Origin of the sequence: Achromobacter kerstersii (genome assembly GCF_902859595.1) — a bacterium.
Taxonomy (GTDB): Bacteria; Pseudomonadota; Gammaproteobacteria; order Burkholderiales; family Burkholderiaceae_B; genus Achromobacter; species Achromobacter kerstersii.
Genome location: NZ_CADIJQ010000005.1, coordinates 43,674 through 61,086, shown reverse-complemented (window position 1 = coordinate 61,086; position 17,413 = coordinate 43,674). Strand labels below are relative to the sequence as shown.

Below are 17,413 nucleotides of genomic sequence, written 5' to 3'. Positions count from 1 at the left end.
TCAATACAGGAGTTCGAACATGGTGACATTGATACTCGTCTGGATTCTGAACGCGGTGGCCCTGCTGGCTGTTGCTTACCTCTTGCCCGGCATTGCCGTGGCCAGTTTCGGTTCGGCGCTGATCGCCGCGCTGGTGCTGGGTCTGGTGAACATGCTGGTCAAGCCCGTGCTTGTGCTGCTGACCTTGCCCATCACGATCGTCACCCTCGGGCTCTTCCTCATTGTCATCAACGCCTTGTTGTTCTGGTTCGTCGGCTCCGTGCTGAAGGGCTTCCAGGTCAACGGGTTCTGGTGGGCCGTGGGCGGTGCCATTCTGTACAGCATCATCTCTGGCCTGCTTACCAAACTGATTCCCTAATGTCTGACTCGACTTCCCCCGCTTTCAGTCTGGAGTTCTTTCCCCCGCGCGACCTGGCCGGCCAAGAGCGGCTGGTCCGCGCGGCCAAGCAGATGCTGGCCATCCAGCCCAAGTACGTCAGCGTGACGTTCGGCGCGGGGGGTTCCACGCGTGCCGGCACGGCGGACGCCGTGCGCACGCTGGGCAACCTGGGCTGCGATGCGGCGCCTCACTTGTCGTGCGTGGGCGCCACGCGCCAGGAATTGCGGGACATCCTCCAGACCTACAAGAACGAAGGCGTGCGGCGCGTGGTTGCATTGCGCGGCGACCTGCCTTCGGGCATGGGCGGTGATGCGGGCGAACTGCGCTACGCCAATGAGCTGGTCTCGTTCATCCGCGAGGAAACGGGCGACTGGTTTCACATCGAAGTCGCGGCCTATCCCGAAATGCATCCGCAAGCCACGAACCCGTCGGCCGACCTGGACCATTTCGTGGCCAAGGTGAACGCCGGCGCCGATGCGGCCATCACGCAGTATTTCTTCAACGCCGACGCCTACTTCGACTTTGTCGACCGGGCCCAGGCCAAGGGCGTGCGCGTGCCGATCGTGCCGGGCATCATGCCCATCACGAACCACACGCAGCTGCTGCGTTTTTCGGAAATGTGCGGCGCGGAAGTGCCGCGCTGGATTCGCCTGCGGCTGGCGGAGTTTGGCGACGACAAGGCTTCCATCCGCGCGTTCGGCGTGGATGTCGTGACCGAGCTGTGCCAGACCCTGCTGGACAACGGCGCGCCGGGCCTGCACTTCTACACCTTGAACCACGCGGAAGCCCCGCTTGCGGTGTGGAAGGAACTGGCGAAGTAATCGCTGCTTCCAGTGACGACAAAGGCCGGCATCGAAAGATGCCGGCCTTTTTTTTCCTGCGTTGTTGTAGCGGCGTTGTTGCAGCGGCAGTTTTGCAGCGGCAGTTATCGTTGACCTCAGTCCGCGTACACGCCCGCCTTGCGGATCACGCCGCCCCACTTGTCCACCTCGGATTGCAACCAGGTCTGCAAGCCTTCCGGCGTCTGCTTCGCTTCCGGCACGATTTCTGCGCCCAGCTCGGCCATCTTCTGCGTGAACGCCGGGTCTTTCAGCGCCGCGCGCAACGCCGCATTGAACTTGGCAACGGCTTCCGGCGGCGTGCCCTTGGGCGCGTAAACGCCGTGCCACACCTTGACCTCAAAGCCCTTCAACCCGCCTTCCTGCAAGGTCGGCGCATCGGGCAGCGCCTTGATGCGCTCCAGCGTGGTGACGCCAAACAGTTTCACGCGATCGCCCTTGATCTGCGGAATGGTCTGCGTGGTCTGGTCGCACAACACGTCCACCTGACCGCCCAGCAGCGCCGTCATCGCCGGGGCCGTGCCGGCATACGGCACGGTCGTGAACTGCACGCCCAGCGACTCTTGCAGCAACATGCCGCACAGTTGCGACACCGCGCCCAGCCCGGCGTTGGCCAGGTTGATCTTGTTGCCGTTTTCCTTGGCGTACTTGACGAAGCCCGCCATGCCATCGGCCGGCAGGTCCTTGCGGCCCAGCAATGTCATGGGCACATCCGCCACCTGGCCGACGTAGGCAAAGTCCGTCAGCGGGTTGAACGACAGCTTGCGGTACAGCGCAGGCGCCGTCGCCATGCCGTTGTGATGGATCAGAAAGGTGTAGCCATCCGGCGCCGAACGCGCCACATGCTGCGAGGCCAGCGTGCCGCCCGCACCCGTGCGGTTTTCAATGATGACGCTTTGCCCCAGCGTCTTGGCCATGGACGCCCCAAGGCTGCGCGCCACCACATCCGTCGGCCCGCCCGCCGCAAACGGGACGACGAGCGAAATGGGATGGTTGGGATAAGCGCCTTGCGCACTGGCGGAACCCCAGGCCAGGCAGGACAAGGCCAACATCGGCCAGGCAGCACGCGTTGCCGCGCGCGCGAAAAAAGAGGGCATGTCTCGCTCCTTGTGATTGTTCTGGTGCCCCGCGAACAGCACGCGGGCAGATACCAGTGTGGCCCGAGGGCCCAAGGATGAGAATTCGCCGTTTCACAAGCCGGGTTTCGGCAAGGGGAAAGGGGGGGTTACGCTGTATTTGGCGAACGGGTGAGCGATGAGGGCATCGCGCGGGCAAGTCCGCTGCAAGGTAGCGCTACGGCTTCCATGCGGTCATGAAAGTACCGATGAAATATTTCCCAGTCTTCATATTGATTTGCTGCGACCCGATAAGCGCATAGCCTGCCGATCAGGCCGCATATCCAGTCTGCGCACTGAAGGGTTTGAAAGAGATAGCTCTCGCCTTGGATCGGGGGTTCGATCAGCATTCGGCATTTGTCAGTCGTGGCCTCAAACATGGCGAGCGTGCACGCCTCGACATGCATTTCGCGCCAGGAGTTTCCTGCCTGCTGTTCGTCTAGCAGCAACATGAATGTGGCTTGTCGAGCCGAGCAGAACTGATCGGCCTGCCGGATGAGCCGCAACAGATGGTGTTGAAACACCTCTGCCGGCCGGTGAGCCGCCGCGTCAGCCGTTTTGTGTTCCCCGCTATAGATGACGTGCCCGCCCAGCCGGGTTATCTGGTTAAGCAGCCGGGCTGTTGCGGTACGGAGCTCTCGATACTTTTGCACGTTGCGCACGGTATAGAGTTGCGCGCCCTTTTTTTCCCATCGATAGGCCGGGCTGCCCTGGCGTTCCAGTTCCAACTTCAACAGGCGGCACTTCAGTTGGTAAAAATAGATCGCGAAGTCTCGTACCGCTTCCACGGGCAAGACGAATCCCCCGAATCCGAAGACGGGGCTGGTCTTGTGTGTTTCATGATTGCGGGAGATGAAGGGGCCGATATGGCCGAACTCGTCCAGATACACGACGTAATGCATGACGACATCCTCTGCGCACCTCGTGCGGGCCTTTGATGCCAGGCAGTGTAGGACGCATGCCCCTGCGCAGTTTTCAGACTGTGCGCGGAAATGTCACGCTTCACATCGAGACGGAAGTCATTGCTGGCGTTCAAGAACACGAAAGCCCGCAGCAATACATTGCGGCGGGCCTCGGAGGGTGGGCATGTGACTGGCACATGCGTTGAAAGGACTTTAGGCCAAGCGAGCGCGGTTGCGCAATCGGTTTCGCCTTGAATTGGCGACAACGGTGATCGGAACCGCGTCTATCAGACTGAATTACCCACGTCGTAGTGAATGCCTGTTTAACTCGCCTGATCCTTCCCCGGATCTTCGGCCAGCACTTGCGGGGTGGGGTAGTTCGGTTGTGGCGCGTTGACCGGTTCGATGCGCAGCGGCTGATGCACGCGGGACAGCGGCACCAGTGAGCCGGGGTCATCGGGGTTGGTCCACAGCGGGTCGGGGATTTCGGCGAAGACCTGGCGCAGGCGTTCGCCCCAGGTGCCGCGGATCATGCGGAAGTACTCGTTGTTTTCGTCGATGCAGGCGAAGTGCGTGACGCGCAGCGCGTCGGTGTCGTAGACCAGCAGGTCCAGCGGCAGCCCTACCGAGATGTTCGAGCGCAGCGTGGAGTCCATCGAAATCAGCGCGCACTTGGCGGCTTCGTCCAGAGACGTGTCGGGGCGCAGCACGCGGTCCAGGATGGGCTTGCCGTATTTGGCTTCGCCGATCTGGAAGTATGGGCATTCCTGGCTGGCTTCGATGAAGTTGCCCGCGGAATACACCTGGAACAGGCGGCAGCGTTCGCCGCCAATCTGTCCCCCGAAAATAATGCTGACGTTGAAGTCCACGCCTTGCTCGTGCAGCGCGGGGGCTTCGCGGTGGTAGACCTCGCGCACGGCGGCGCCGACGCAGCGGGTGGCTTCGAAGAGATCGGCGGCGTTCCAGATGGTGTCGCCGCCATCGTCGTGCTGGCGGGCCAGTGCGTGCAGCACGGCCTGGCTGACGGCCAGGTTGCCTGAAGTCATCAGGACCATGACGCGGTCGCCCGGGCGCTCGAAGACGGTCATTTTTCGGAAAACGCTGATCTGGTCGACGCCCGCGTTCGTGCGGGAGTCAGAGAGGAAAACCAGGCCGGCGTCGAGGCGGGCGGCTACACAATAGGTCATGATTGAAAATTCGGAAAAACCACGCCGCATTGTATTGCGGCGCGGGCACCGGCGTGCTGACCGGTGCGGGCAGGGCGTTTACTGCTGGCCGGACGTCTGCACCTGCACGCTGATCTCCATGGATTCTTCGCCGCCGCCGCTGCGCACGCCGCGTATTGGGGACGCCGAGTCGTAGTCGCGCGCCACGGCCAGCCGGCAATGGCTGTCAGAGGCGAATTGGCGGTTGGTGATGTCGACGCTGGTCCAGCCAATGTCGGCCAGCCAGACGTCGGCCCAGGCGTGGCTGGCCGAGTGTTCGGTGGTGGTGTGGACGTAGCCGCTGACGTAGCGGGCCGGCACGCCCAGGCCGCGCACGCAGGCCAGGAACAGGTGGGCGTGGTCTTGGCAGACGCCATGGCCCATCGCCAGCACCTGGTTGGCGGCAGTGGTGACGTCGGTGGTGCCGGGCTCGTAGGCCACCCGGTCGCTGATGGCGTTGGCCAGCGCCAGGATGTCGTCCGGCGTGGTCAGTCCGTTGGGCAACACGTTTCGAACGAAGGCCATGATGGTGTCGTCGGCCTGCGTCAGCGGCGTCTGCACGCAATAGGCGTGTACCGGCAGGCGGCTGTCTTCACTGCCCAGCACCCCGCGCATCAGCGGCGCAACCTGCACCTGGCCCGTCACGCGCAATTCGATGTCGGTGTGCGGGTGGTTCAGGGTCAGCGTGTGCGTGATGTTGCCGTACGCATCCACCTGTTTTTCCAGCGCGCCAGGCGCTTCGATGTTCCAGCGCAGCACGCGCTGGTGTTCGTCGTCGCGCGGCGTCAGGCGCAAGGTCTGGATGCTGTAGGTGACCGGCGCGGTGTAGCGGTAATGCGTGACGTGCGTGATGAACTGTTTCATTGCTGTCTCCGTGTTATGCCGACAGCGGGACCAGGAAGTCCTGGCTGATCCGGTTGCCCAGGTCGTTGATGCGGTCCAGGAAGTGGTCTAGGTACTGATGCAGTCCACTGTCCAGGATGTCTTCGACGCGGCCGTATTGCAGTTCGGCGCACAGCATGCCCGCGCGGCGCTCCGTTTCGGTCGAGCGCTGGTTGGACACGCGCGCCAGGTCCTCGGCCACCGCGCGCATCGATGCCAGCAGCGAACGCGGCATGTCGCCATGCAGGATCAAGAGTTCCGCGACGCGGTCTGGCGTGATGACGTCGCGATACACCTTGCGGTAGATCTCCAGCCCCGACACGGAACTCAGCAGCGCCGACCAGCGATAGAACTCGCTTTGCAGCGCGGCGTTGCCGGTGGGTTCGGCGCGCGCTTCGTGCGACCCGTTGCTGCCGCGTTCATGAAATTTCACGTCCAGCATGCGCGCGGTACTGTCCGCGCGTTCAAGGTGCATGCCGATGCGCAGGAAGTACAGCGCTTCGTCTTCAAGCATCGTGCCGATGGTGACGCCACGCGCCAGATGCGAACGGAACTTCACCCATTCGAAAAACTCGCCCGGGTTGCGTTCAAGCAGCCCGGTGTGCAGGTGCTTCAGCAGTTCCAGCCACGTTGTGTTGTAGGTCTCCCAGACTTCGGTGGTCAGGCTGCCGCGCACGGCGCGCGCGTTCTCGCGGGCGGCGCGCATGCAGGAATAGATGGACGACGGGTTCTCCGGGTCGCGCACCATGTATTGCAGGACATCGTTGGGCGAGATGGATGCGTACTTGCTTTGGTACAGGCCCTGCAGCTCGGAAATGCGCAGCACACCCAGCCACGAGCCTTCGCGCGTTTGCGGGTCTTGCGGCAAGAGCGACATCTGCAGATTCACGTCCAGCATGCGCGCGGTGTTCTCGGCGCGTTCGGTGTATCGGCACATCCAGAACAGGTTGTCGGCGGTACGGCTCAGCATGTTCAGTCCTCCAGAACCCAGGTGTCTTTGGTGCCGCCGCCCTGGCTGCTGTTGACGACCAGCGAGCCTTCGGTCAGCGCCACGCGGCACAGTCCGCCTGGCACCGTGCGGATGTCTTTGCCGCACAGCACGTAGGGGCGCAGATCAACGTGGCGGGGCGCCACGCCGGATTCCACATAGGTGGGGATGGTGGACAGCGCCAGCGTGGGCTGCGCGATGTAGTTGGCCGGGTTGGCGCGCACGCGGTCCTTGAACGCATCGACTTCGGCGCGCGTGGACGAGGGGCCCACCAGCATGCCGTAGCCGCCTGCGCCGTGTACTTCCTTCACGACCAGGTCGTGCATGTTGGCCAGCACGTGGGACAGCTCGTCAGGCCGGCCGCAGCGCCAGGTCGGCACGTTCGACAGGATGGGTTCTTCGCTGAGGTAAAACCGAATCATGTCCGGCACGTACAGATAGGTGGACTTGTCGTCGGCGATGCCGGTGCCGATGGCGTTGGCCAGCGTGACGCGGCCGGCGCGATACACCGACAAGAGACCCGGCACGCCCAGCGCGGAGTCGGCGCGAAAGGACAGCGGGTCAAGAAAGTCGTCGTCCAGGCGGCGGTAGATGACGTCCACCTTGCGCGGGCCTTGCGTGGTGCGCATGTAGACGGTGTTCTGTTCCACGAACAGATCCTGCCCTTCAACAAGCTCCACGCCCATCTGCTGCGCCAGGAACGCATGTTCGAAGTAGGCCGAGTTATACATGCCCGGCGTCAGTACGACGACGGTCGGGTCGTCGCCACCGTGCGGCGCGACTTCACGCAGGTTGTCCAGCAGCAGGTCGGGGTAGTGCGCCACCGGTTCGACCTTGATGCGGCTGAACGCATCGGGCATCAGCCGCATCGACATCTTGCGGTTCTCAAGCATGTAGGACACGCCTGAGGGCACGCGCAGATTGTCTTCCAGTACGTAGAACTCGCCTGCGCCCGCGCGCACGATGTCGACCCCGGCGATGTGGCAGTAGATGTCTTCCGCCACGTCCACGTCCTGCATTTCGGGGCGGTATTGGGCGTTCAGGAACACCTGTTCGGCCGGCACGATGCCGGCGCGCACGATGTCGTGGCCGTGATAGATGTCGTGGATGAACATGTTCAGCGCGCGTACGCGCTGCTTCAAGCCGGCTTCCAGATGCCGCCATTCGTCGGCGGGAATGACCCGGGGAATCAGGTCGAAGGGAATCAGGCGTTCGGTGCCGGCGGCGTCGCCCGCCACCGAAAAGGTGATGCCGACGCGGCGAAAGCTCAGGTCTGCTTCAAGCCGCCGTACGGCCATGGCCTCGGCCGATTGCTCTTGATGCCAGCGCTCGAAGGCCTGGTACTGGGAGCGTATGCCGCCTGCGCTGTCGCGCATTTCGTCAAAAGCGGCTGGACGGGATGGTCTGTCCTTCATGGCTCCTCCGATGCTAGTGCTGGCGGCCGGCTTGCAGGCGGCAGCCTTGCACACGGTCATAACCCGGCCGATGTGTGGCCGGTCCCAAACAATAAGCAACCCGCATGCCAGCTTTCAGGGCAGGCGGCGGCCCTGGGCACAATATCCTCTGAAGCGCGCGGAAACGCCATCCCCGCAGTGGCCGAGGGGCTCGGCAAGCCCGCGGGGGAAACGCTGGAAATCTAATTGCACCAGATTGGTGCAAACCGCCGGGGCGGTTCTGGTGCGTCAGTTCATGCGGTAGGTGTGCAGCGTGGTGCCGCTGCCCGTCGCGCCTTGCTCAAGCGGGGCGTGCGGCACCCAGCCGTCCTGAGTCAGCACGGCGTCCAGCGGGAAGTCGTGCGGGGCGGGTTCGTAGTCAGCGTCGAGCTCGCCGCAGCTCCAGGCGATGCCGATGGTGACGAACGGGTGGCCGCGTTCGCGCAGGGCGGCCAGCGTGCGGTCGTAGTAACCGCCGCCGTAGCCCAGGCGGTCGCCTTGCTCGGTATAGCCCAGCGTGGGCACCAGGATCACGTCGGGCAGCACCTCGTCGCCAGCGGCGGGTTCCTGGATGCCGTAGGGGCCGGCGCGCAGTTCGGCCTCGGGCGTCCAGGGCAGGAAGGCCAGCGGGGCGTTGCGCGTGCGGACCACCGGCAGCGCCACGGCCACCCCGTTTTCCACCCATTGCGACAGCAGCGGGCGCAGGTCGGGTTCATCCGCCATGGGCCAGAAGGCCGCGACGGTGGCCGGCGCGGCACGGCCGGCGCGCACCGCTTCGTCACGCGCCACATTCAGCCACGTGAAGAGCCGCGCGCGCATCAGCAAACCGCCACGGCTGCGCTGGTCTTCGGGCAATTCGGCACGCAGTTTCCGCAATCGCGTGCGGTGCTGGACTGCGGTATCCTCTGGAGTATTTTGCGTAGTCATGCAGTGGCTGTGATGGGGGATGGACAATGAAGGCGAACGTGCTGGAATCGGGCATGCAGGAAGTCGGCATGCTGGCGGGCAAGGCCGGTGCGTGCATGGCCGGTGTAGGTTGCAGTGTAGGTCGGCAAATGAGGGACACCGCATGACACAGACCCTGCAATCGCGACGGTATCAGAAAACCGCCCGGAAATCCCCGCGTACCCCCTTCACCTCGGACCCTCGCGCCGGCTTGCGCCGCTGGCTGCCGCTGCTGGCATTGTTCACCGCCGCCTGTGCGCCGGTTGATGCGCAACAACGCAGCGCCGCCGTCAATACCCAGCCCCAACCCCAGGCCGCTGCCCAAGCGGCGCAGCCCGTGATTTCGGTGCCGCCGGCCGTGCTGGCCGGCCTGCCTCCCACAGCCGACACGCCCGCGCTTGCCGCCGTGGTTGCCGCGCGCGAAGCCATGAACCGCAAGCAGTGGTCGGTGCTGGGCGCGCTGGTGCCCCAGGCTAAATCCGACACGCTGGGCATGTACCCCGAATACTGGCTACTGCGCTATCAGCTGTGGACGCCGCCCGCCACGGGCCGGCCCACCGCTGACCTGCAACGTTTCATCAGCAGCAATAACGACGCCTACCTGGCTGACCGTTTGCGTGGCGACTGGCTGCTGGCCGCCGCCCGCAGCGGCGACTTCGAAACCGTGCGCAAGCTGGCGCCCGTGAAGAATAGCAACGCCCAGATCGAATGCGCCATCCTGGACGCCAAGCACATGACCGGCCAGCGCGCCACGGCCGCGCAGGCGCAGGCGGTGTTTGCACCGGGGGGCTCGTGCTGGGCGCTGTATGACCAGCTGGTCGCCGACAACATTCTGGGCTGGGATCAGCTGGAACCGCAGTTGCGCGACGCCATCGAGGCCGACAAGACCACAGACGCCCGCAAGCTCGTGCAGTACATGTTCGAGGCGCGCGACCTGAAGACGTACGACGCCATGATGAAGGACCCCATGAAGTGGCTGACGCGGCAAGACCGCATGCCCGTGGGCCGCAACGAGAAAGAACTGGTGAACATCGCGCTGGCCCGGCTGGCGCGGTCGGATGTCAGCGTGGCGGATTCGTATATGCGCCGCGAATGGGCCAAGTCCATGTCCAAGCCGAATCTGGCCTGGGTGCGCGGCCAGTACGCGCTGATGGCCGCGCTGAAACTGGATAGCCGCGCCGACGACTGGTATCACGAGGCCGGCCACATCCGCATGACGGAATACAACGCGGGCTGGAAGGTGCGCGCCGCGTTGCGCCAACCGAAGATCGACTGGAAGTGGGTCATCGAGTCCATCGACGAGATGCCCGCCTCGCAGCGCGACGATACGTCGTGGGTGTACTGGAAGGCGCGCGGCCTGGCCGCAACCGGCCGCAAGGAACAAGCCAACGCGCTGTACGCCGGCATTGCCGACCGTTTCGATTTCTACGGCCAGTTGTCGGCCGAAGAACTGGGCCGCCGCATCAACGTGCCGCCGCGCCCCGCGCCCGTCAGCGATCGCGAAATCGCCGAAGCCCGCGCCAACCCGGGCCTGCAACGCGCCGTGCAATTGTTCCGCCTGGGCTGGCGGGCCGAAGCCGTGCCGGAATGGAACTACACGCTGCGCGGCATGAGCGACCGCCAACTGATGGCCGCTGCCGAACTGGCGCGCGCCGAAAATATCTTTGATCGCGTGGTCAATACGTCTGACCGCACCGAAAAGGAATTCGACTTCAGCCAGCGCTTCATCGCGCCGTTTGAAGGGCGCGTCACCGCCAAGGCAAACGCCATCGCGCTGGACCCGGCCTGGGTCTACGGGCTGATCCGCCAGGAATCGCGCTTCATCATGGATGCGCGTTCGCACGTGGGCGCCTCCGGCCTGATGCAGCTGATGCCGGCCACCGCCAAGTGGGTTGCGGGCAAGATCGGCATGACCGATTTCACGCCCGCCAGCGTGAACGATTTCGACACCAACACCGAGCTCGGCACCAACTACCTGAACATGGTGCTGCGCGATTTGAACGGCTCGCAAATGTTGGCCAGCGCAGGCTACAACGCCGGGCCGCGCCGCCCGCACAACTGGCGCTCGACGTTCTCGCATCCCGTGGAAGGCGCAATCTTCGCCGAGACCATCCCGTTTAACGAAACGCGCACCTACGTGAAGAACGTGATGTCCAACGCCGTCTACTACGCGGCGATGTTCAGCGGGCAGTCGCAGTCCTTGAAGGAACGGCTGGGCAACATCGTGCCGCTGGGCGCCGAAAGCACGTCGATTCCATGACGCCAGATCCGGCCATCGACGGCTTGCAGGTGTATATCGTGGGCGGGGCGGTGCGTGATGCCCTGCTTGGCCTGCGCCCCGGCGATCACGACTGGGTCGTGGTGGGCGCTACGCCCGAAGACATGGCCCGCCGTGGCTTCATCCCGGTGGGCGGTGACTTCCCCGTTTTCCTGCACCCGCGCACCAAAGAGGAATACGCGCTGGCGCGCACCGAGCGCAAGTCCGGCCGCGGCTACAAGGGCTTTACGTTCTACACCGGCAGCGATGTCACGCTGGAAGAAGACCTGCGCCGCCGCGACCTGACCGTCAACGCCATCGCCCAGACGCAAGACGGTGAACTCGTCGACCCCTTGGGCGGCGCGGCCGATGTGCGCGCGCGCGTCTTCCGGCATGTGGGCGACGCGTTCCAGGAAGACCCGGTGCGCATCTTGCGGCTGGGACGTTTCGCCGCGCGCTTTGACGATTTCACCATCGCGCCGGAAACGATGGCGCTGTGCCGCCACATGGTGGACGCCGGCGAGGCCGATGCGCTGGTGGCCGAACGGGTCTGGAAGGAATTGTCGCGCGGGCTGATGGCGAAAAAGCCGTCGCGCATGTTGGGCGTGTTGCAGGATTCCGGCGCGCTCGCGCGCGTGATGCCCGAGCTGCAAGGCGTGGAGGAAGCCGGCGCGGATGTCGATCGTGCGGCGCAGTCGGGCTTGTCGATGGCGGGGCGCTACGCCTTGCTGTGCCGGCTGACGCCTGAACGCGAGGCGCTGGGGCGGCGCATGCGCGTGCCGACCGAATGCAATGATTACGCCCGACTGCTGCCCGAGGTCTTGGCAGGCTTGAACGCCACCGAGCAAGGCGGCCCCGACGCGCAGCTGGCGCTGATGGAACGCGCCGACGCCTTGCGCAAACCGGAACGCTTTTTTGATCTCTTGAAAACGGCTGCCATCTTGCAGCCCGTGGATACCGACGCGTGGCAATCACGCGTGGATGCTGTGCGCGGTGTGGATGCGGGGGCTATTGCCAAGGCCTGCGCAGGCGACCCGGCCCGCATCAAGGACAGCGTGCGCCAGGCGCGGCTGGAACAACTGGAAAGCTTGCAGGTGGGCTGACGCTTGCAGGAACGGGGCGGCGCGGCCAACATGCCGCGCCCTCCGCCTGACGTCCTTACAGCTTGCCCAGACGGTCGCCGCGCGCAAAGCCAGCCAGCGGTTCCGTCATGCCCCGGCCCACGGCCAGCACCTTGAAGAGTTCGCCCATCTCGGCTTCGGACAGCAGCTTCTGCACGGGCGCGACGGCCTGCGCGTACTGTTGCGCGTCCGACGGGTCCAACTGCGCCAGCAGATCCATCAGCCCCGCATTCATCAGAAAGCGCGCCTGCGACGTATAGCCAAGCACCTGCAAGCCGGCTTCCAGTGCCGCGTCCGCCATGGCCGTGAAATCCACGTGCGCGGTGATGTCCTGCAACCCGGGGGCGGTGAAGGGGTCGCCATGCGCGTGATGGCGCAGATGGCACATCAGCGTGCCGCCCGCGCGCTGCGGATGGTAGTACTCACTGCGCGGAAAACCGTAGTCGATCAGTAGCGCCGCGCCGCGTTCCAGCCAGGCGCCCATCGCGGCAATCCACGCTTCGCCTTGCAGATTGATTTCCGACACATAGCCCGGCAGGGCAGGCATGCGCGCCGCGACGGCGGCGGCAAGCGCGGGCGCGGCAGGGCGGTCGGCCCACGCGAAATGCTGATCGGCATCCAGCGACACGCCGCGCTCCAGCACGGCGCCATCTTCGCCCCAGCAAAACAGCGATACCGGCATCGCGTCCAGCACTTCATTGGCCAGCACGCAACCGGCAAAGGTATTGGGCAGCGCGTCCAGCCATTGCACACGGCTGCCGAACGGCGCCAGCCGCTCGGCCTGACGCGCGCGCAAGTCGGCCGAAACTTCCAGGATCAAGTACTGCGTCTGGTTCAGCCCCAGCGCATCCAGCTCGCGCAGCACGCCTTCGGCCAGCGCGCCGGTGCCGGCGCCAAACTCCAGCACGGCTTGCGTTTGTGTCTGGCGCAGCACCTGCGCCGCCTGACGGGCGATGGTGCGTGCGAAGAGCGGGGTCAATTGCGGGGCGGTGACGAAATCGCCCGCAGGCGTCTTGGCGTCGTCATCCCCATCCGCCAGCTTGACGTTGCCTGCGGCGTAATAGCCCAGCCCGGGCGCGTACAGCGCTTCGGCCATCCAGTGATCAAACGGCAGCCAGCCGCCATTGGCGATGATCGCGGCGCGCAGGTGTGCGGCGGTGGCGTCGCTATGTTGCTGGGCGGCGGGGGACAGCGGGGGCAGGTTGGCGGGCGCGGGGCGTTGCATGGTCGAGGAAGGCGTGGTCATGGGCGCATTTTCCCAAAAAAAGAACGGCCCCGCTGGGGGCGTGGCCGCATCTGTTGGTGACCCCAAAAAACAAACCCCGCGACGGGCGCGGGGTTTGTTAGGGGATCAAGCGGGCGAATTAGCCGCGGCGATCAGCCGGCTTGGCGAAGCGCTTGGCGGGGCCGCCGGGGCGCTTGTCGAACGAGGGCTTGGCGCCACGGAAACCGCCTTCCGGACGGTCACCGCCGCGGAAGCCGCCTTCGCGCTGGGGACGGTCGCCGAAGCTGGGGCGATCGCCGAAGCTCGGACGGGCGTCACGGTCACCACCGCGGAAACCGCCTTCGCGGGGAGCACGCTCGCTGAACGGGCGGGCATCGCGCTGGGGACGATCACCAAAGCTGGGGCGGTCGCCGCCGAAGCTGGGACGCGCATCGCGGTCACCGCCACGGAAGCCGCCTTCACGCTGGGGGCGGTCGCCGAAGGGACGATTGCCCTGGTAGCCGCCTTCGCGCTGGGGACGATCACCGAAGCTGGGACGATCGCTGAACGAACGGGCCGGGCGGTCGCCGAAAGGACGATTGCCTTGGTAGCCGCCTTCACGCGGGGCGCCGTCGCGGTTGCCTTGGTAACCACCTTCACGCGGCTTGAACTCGCCACGGGGAGCGCCGCCTTCACGCGGGCCGGCAAAGGAACGGCCTTCGCGGTTGCCTTGGTAGCCGCCTTCATGACGCGAACCACCGAAACCACCGGGGCGCTTGCCAAACGGCTTGCCGCCACGCGGGGCGCCGCTGCCACCGGCCGACGGACGGGGCGTGCGCTTGGGTTCCAGACCGGCGATGGTTTCCGCCGTAATCGTTTGACCGATGTAGTGCTCGATACGGCGAACCTTGTGGCGCTCGGAGTGCGTCGCCAGCGTGAACGCCAGGCCGCTGCGGCCGGCGCGGCCGGTACGGCCGATACGGTGCACGTAGTCTTCGGCTTGCATCGGCAGGTCGAAGTTCACAGCGTGGCTGATGCCTTGCACGTCGATGCCGCGGGCGGCAACGTCGGTGGCAACCAGAATACGCAGCTGGCCGCGTTGCAGTTGCGACAGGGTACGGGTGCGCTGGCGCTGGTTCATGTCGCCGTGCAGGGCGGCGGCGGCAAAGCCTTGGTCAGCCAGGCGGTCGGCCAGGTCATCGGCGCCACGCTTGGTGGACGTGAAGACAATGGCTTGATCCAGCTTGGCGTCACGCAGCACGTGATCCAGCAATTGCATCTTGTGGCCAGCGTCGTCTGCGTACAGCAGGCTTTGCGTGATGTTGGTGTGCTTTTCCTTGGCGCCAGCCAGCTCGATACGCTGCGGGTCGCGCATCATTTTCGAAGCCAGCTTGGCGATCGTGCCGTCCAGCGTGGCCGAGAACAGCAGCGTTTGGCGATCTTCCGGCAGGCGGCTGACGATGGTTTCGATGTCTTCAATGAAGCCCATGTCCAGCATGCGGTCGGCTTCGTCGAGCACCAGCGTGTGCACGGTGTTCAGCTTGACGCGGCCCGATTGCAGGTGATCGATCAGACGGCCGGGGGTGGCGACCAGCACGTCAACGCGGCGCGACAGCGCCTTCAGTTGCGCGCCGTAGGGCATGCCGCCGACGACGGTGGCGGTGCGCAGGTCAGCCAGCTTGCGGCCGTAGGTGGCGGTGGCTTCGGTAACTTGCAGAGCCAGTTCGCGGGTCGGGGTCAGCACCAGCACTTGCACGCCGACGCCCTTGTTGGCGGGCATCTGGGCAATACGGTGCAGGGCCGGCAGCATGAAGGCGGCGGTCTTGCCGCTGCCCGTCTGCGAGGACACCATCAGGTCGTGACCGGCCAGCGCTTGCGGAATGGCAGCAGCTTGGACGGCGGTGGGGGTGTTGAAGCCAGCTTCTTGGACGGCCGACAACAGAGCGGGTGCAAGACCCAGGTTTTCGAAAGACATTACTTTCCCTTGCCGCAATCAATGCGACGCAGTGCTTGGTCGGGCCAGGGGATTAGGCGGCCGGATCCAGGCGACGGTTGATGGAGCATCGTGCCGACCGAATCAACCGTGCGCATGGCGCGTTCTCGTATACAGATTGGAACGCAGGGCGAAAGGAAAGGAGGTCAGGAATCGATGATAGTTCGGCATGGGGCCGGGGCTAGACTGCCCGGCAGACTGCAAAAAATTCCGCTAAATCAAGGCGGTAAATGCCGAACTCGTTTTGTGCAGTGCGGCGATCATAACCCGAATTCGCCATGCAAGGAAATTATTTTTTTGTCCAGTCCCCAATCAATAGGGTTTTTCCCTTGGTTTACCAGCCACTGGTTTGTGGTCAGGAAGTGGCCGCAGCCCAGAAACGGAACGGGCGGCCTGCGGGCGGACAGCGGGGAGGGGTGGTTGGACATCAGGATCAGATGGCCGCTGTTGTCGGGCAGCAACAAGCGCTTGGCCTGCGCATGCGCGCCCCACAGCATGAAGACCTTGGGCGAGGGGTCGCGGGCCACCAGCGAAATCAATGCATCCGTCACCGTTTCCCACCCGCGTTTGGCGTGCGAGGCGGGCTGGCCGTCTTCCACGGTAAGCGCGGTGTTCAACAGCAGCACACCCTGATCGGCCCAGGGGCTCAGGTCGTTGCCCGCGGGTACGGCCGTGCCGGGAAACTCTGCGGCGATTTCATTGAAGATGTTGCGCAGGCTGGGCGGGCGCTTGCAGTCGTCCGGGACCGAGAACGCCATGCCTTGGGCCTGGCCCGCGCCGTGGTACGGGTCCTGGCCCAGAATCACCACGCGCACGTCTGACGGCGCCATGCCGTGCAGCGCGCGAAAGGGCGTAGCGGGATACACGACCGCGCCTTCGGCAAGCCGCTTTTCCACATGCGCGGTGGCGGCGGCCAAGGCGTCGGCCACGGCGCGCGGCGCAAAAGCGGCCGCCCAGGCGGCGGGAAGTTGCGCCGTCTGAGCGGCGAGGGTGTTGGGTAGCAGGCGGTTATCGAGGGGCATGGGCGCAATTTTGGCATAGCGGCGCGGATTGTCCGGCGTGCCGCACGCGGACCGATCAGCTACTGCAATCCGCTACTGCATCTACCCGCCCCGCACATGCCAGCCGCGGCTGACCCCAAACCCGCCTACTGCATGTCCCAGCCGTGGCAGACCCCAAACTCACCTACTGCATATACCAGCCGTGGCTGACCACGAACGACTGGCCGGTGAACGCCGCGCTGGGGAAGGTGCACAGGAACAGCGCGGTCTGCGCCACGTCTTCAACGGTGGTGAACACGCCGTCCACCGTGTCGCCCAGCATCACCTTTTTCACAACGTCTTCTTCGCTGATGCCCAGCTCTTTGGCTTGCTCGGGAATCTGCTTTTCAACCAGCGGCGTGCGCACAAAGCCCGGGCAGATCACATGCGAGCGCACGTTATGCGCGGCACCTTCCTTGGCCAGCACGCGCGCCAGGCCCAGCAGCGCGTGCTTGGCGGCCACATAGGCCGACTTCAACGGCGAAGCTTCGTGGGAATGCACCGAGCCCATGTAGATGACCACGCCGCCGCGATCGCCCTGATACATGTGCTTGAGCGCCGCCTTGGTGGTGAGGAAGGCGCCGTCCACGTGGATGGCCTGCATCTTCTTCCAGTCCGAGAAGGCGAACTTGTCGATCGGGTTGACGATCTGGATGCCGGCGTTCGAGATCAGGATGTCGATGCTGCCGTAGGCGGCCGCCACCTTGTCGATGCCTTGATTCACGGCGTGTTCGCTGGTGACGTCCATGGCCACGCCCATCGCCTTGCCGCCGGCCTGTTCAATTTCTTTGGCCACCGCGTCCGCGCCCGCCTGATTCAGGTCGGCAATCGCGATGGTGGCGCCTGCGCGGGCGAGCGTCAGTGCAATTTCCTTGCCGATACCGCTGGCCGCGCCGGTGACAACGGCGACTTTTCCATTCAACGAGTTCATGCTGCAACCTCCTGGTGGGGAATGCCAAGTCTTGATCGTAGTCCTTCAGCTTGAGCGCAGGCTGAATGCCCGTGTCGTTTTTGTCTCGGAATCGAATCGGATCATTGCGTCCGCCGGGGCGCTGCGCGAGAATCCGCCCCAACCGGCGGCGGGAGCCCTTCCCACGACGCCCTACATTC

The 17,413-nt window shown here is 64.9% G+C and carries 15 protein-coding genes; 4 read left to right on the top strand and 11 right to left on the bottom strand.

The annotated features are described in order from the left end of the window. The first annotated feature begins 22 nt into the window (after positions 1-22). Both HV765_RS16065 and metF read left to right on the top strand, forming a co-directional pair. Entirely contained in the window at positions 23-358 is a 336-nt protein-coding gene (locus tag HV765_RS16065; protein WP_006224804.1) for a phage holin family protein, read from the top strand. Further along, the gene (gene metF, locus HV765_RS16060; protein ID WP_054420728.1) at positions 358-1,200 is read left to right on the top strand and encodes a methylenetetrahydrofolate reductase [NAD(P)H]; all 843 of its coding nucleotides are present in this window, start codon (positions 358-360) and stop codon (positions 1,198-1,200) included. Before HV765_RS16065 ends, metF begins: the two co-directional genes overlap by 1 nt. Positions 1,201-1,316: 116 nt before the next feature. Here the strand turns inward: metF and HV765_RS16055 are convergent, their stop codons facing one another. From HV765_RS16055 to HV765_RS16025, 7 genes are all read right to left on the bottom strand, one after another. Next, positions 1,317-2,315, bottom strand: coding sequence for a tripartite tricarboxylate transporter substrate-binding protein (locus HV765_RS16055; protein ID WP_054420727.1), 999 nt, complete (start codon positions 2,313-2,315; stop codon positions 1,317-1,319). A 128-nt stretch (positions 2,316-2,443) separates the two neighbouring features. Further along, a complete protein-coding gene (locus tag HV765_RS16050) occupies positions 2,444-3,235 on the bottom strand; it encodes a DUF3800 domain-containing protein (RefSeq protein WP_175170330.1) in 792 nt (263 codons plus the stop codon). 323 nt (positions 3,236-3,558) lie between these two features. Further along, entirely contained in the window at positions 3,559-4,422 is an 864-nt protein-coding gene (locus HV765_RS16045) for a proteasome-type protease (protein ID WP_054421354.1), read from the bottom strand. A gap of 78 nt (positions 4,423-4,500) precedes the next feature. Beyond that, entirely contained in the window at positions 4,501-5,304 is an 804-nt protein-coding gene (locus tag HV765_RS16040) for a transglutaminase family protein (protein WP_054420726.1), read from the bottom strand. A 13-nt stretch (positions 5,305-5,317) separates the two neighbouring features. Then, positions 5,318-6,292 (bottom strand): alpha-E domain-containing protein, encoded by a 975-nt coding sequence (locus tag HV765_RS16035; RefSeq protein ID WP_054420725.1) that lies wholly within the window; start codon positions 6,290-6,292, stop codon positions 5,318-5,320. Positions 6,293-6,294: 2 nt separating this feature from the next. After that, complete coding sequence (locus HV765_RS16030) at positions 6,295-7,725, bottom strand: circularly permuted type 2 ATP-grasp protein (RefSeq protein ID WP_054420724.1); 1,431 nt, start codon at positions 7,723-7,725, stop codon at positions 6,295-6,297. A gap of 267 nt (positions 7,726-7,992) precedes the next feature. Continuing rightward, the gene (locus tag HV765_RS16025) at positions 7,993-8,670 is read right to left on the bottom strand and encodes a 5-formyltetrahydrofolate cyclo-ligase (RefSeq protein WP_175170329.1); all 678 of its coding nucleotides are present in this window, start codon (positions 8,668-8,670) and stop codon (positions 7,993-7,995) included. Positions 8,671-8,812: 142 nt separating this feature from the next. On the opposite strand from HV765_RS16025, the gene HV765_RS16020 reads away from it, so the two are divergent. After that, complete coding sequence (locus HV765_RS16020) at positions 8,813-10,948, top strand: lytic transglycosylase domain-containing protein (RefSeq protein ID WP_175170328.1); 2,136 nt, start codon at positions 8,813-8,815, stop codon at positions 10,946-10,948. Then, positions 10,945-12,048 (top strand): tRNA nucleotidyltransferase/poly(A) polymerase-related protein, encoded by a 1,104-nt coding sequence (locus HV765_RS16015; RefSeq protein WP_175170327.1) that lies wholly within the window; start codon positions 10,945-10,947, stop codon positions 12,046-12,048. Before HV765_RS16020 ends, HV765_RS16015 begins: the two co-directional genes overlap by 4 nt. Before the next feature lie 55 nt (positions 12,049-12,103). Here the strand turns inward: HV765_RS16015 and HV765_RS16010 are convergent, their stop codons facing one another. The 4 genes from HV765_RS16010 to HV765_RS15995 form a co-directional block, all read right to left on the bottom strand. Beyond that, on the bottom strand, positions 12,104-13,291 hold the full coding sequence (locus HV765_RS16010) for a class I SAM-dependent methyltransferase (protein ID WP_175170504.1): 1,188 nt from the start codon (positions 13,289-13,291) through the stop codon (positions 12,104-12,106). A 139-nt stretch (positions 13,292-13,430) separates the two neighbouring features. Next, on the bottom strand, positions 13,431-15,245 hold the full coding sequence (locus tag HV765_RS16005; protein ID WP_054420720.1) for a DEAD/DEAH box helicase: 1,815 nt from the start codon (positions 15,243-15,245) through the stop codon (positions 13,431-13,433). A 278-nt stretch (positions 15,246-15,523) separates the two neighbouring features. Beyond that, positions 15,524-16,285, bottom strand: a complete 762-nt coding sequence (locus HV765_RS16000; protein WP_175170326.1) for a uracil-DNA glycosylase — start codon at positions 16,283-16,285, stop codon at positions 15,524-15,526. Between the two features lie 163 nt (positions 16,286-16,448). Next, positions 16,449-17,234 carry a 3-hydroxybutyrate dehydrogenase gene (locus HV765_RS15995; protein ID WP_175170325.1) on the bottom strand — a complete coding sequence of 262 codons (786 nt, stop codon included), beginning with the start codon at positions 17,232-17,234 and terminating at the stop codon, positions 16,449-16,451. Positions 17,235-17,413: the final 179 nt, after the last annotated feature.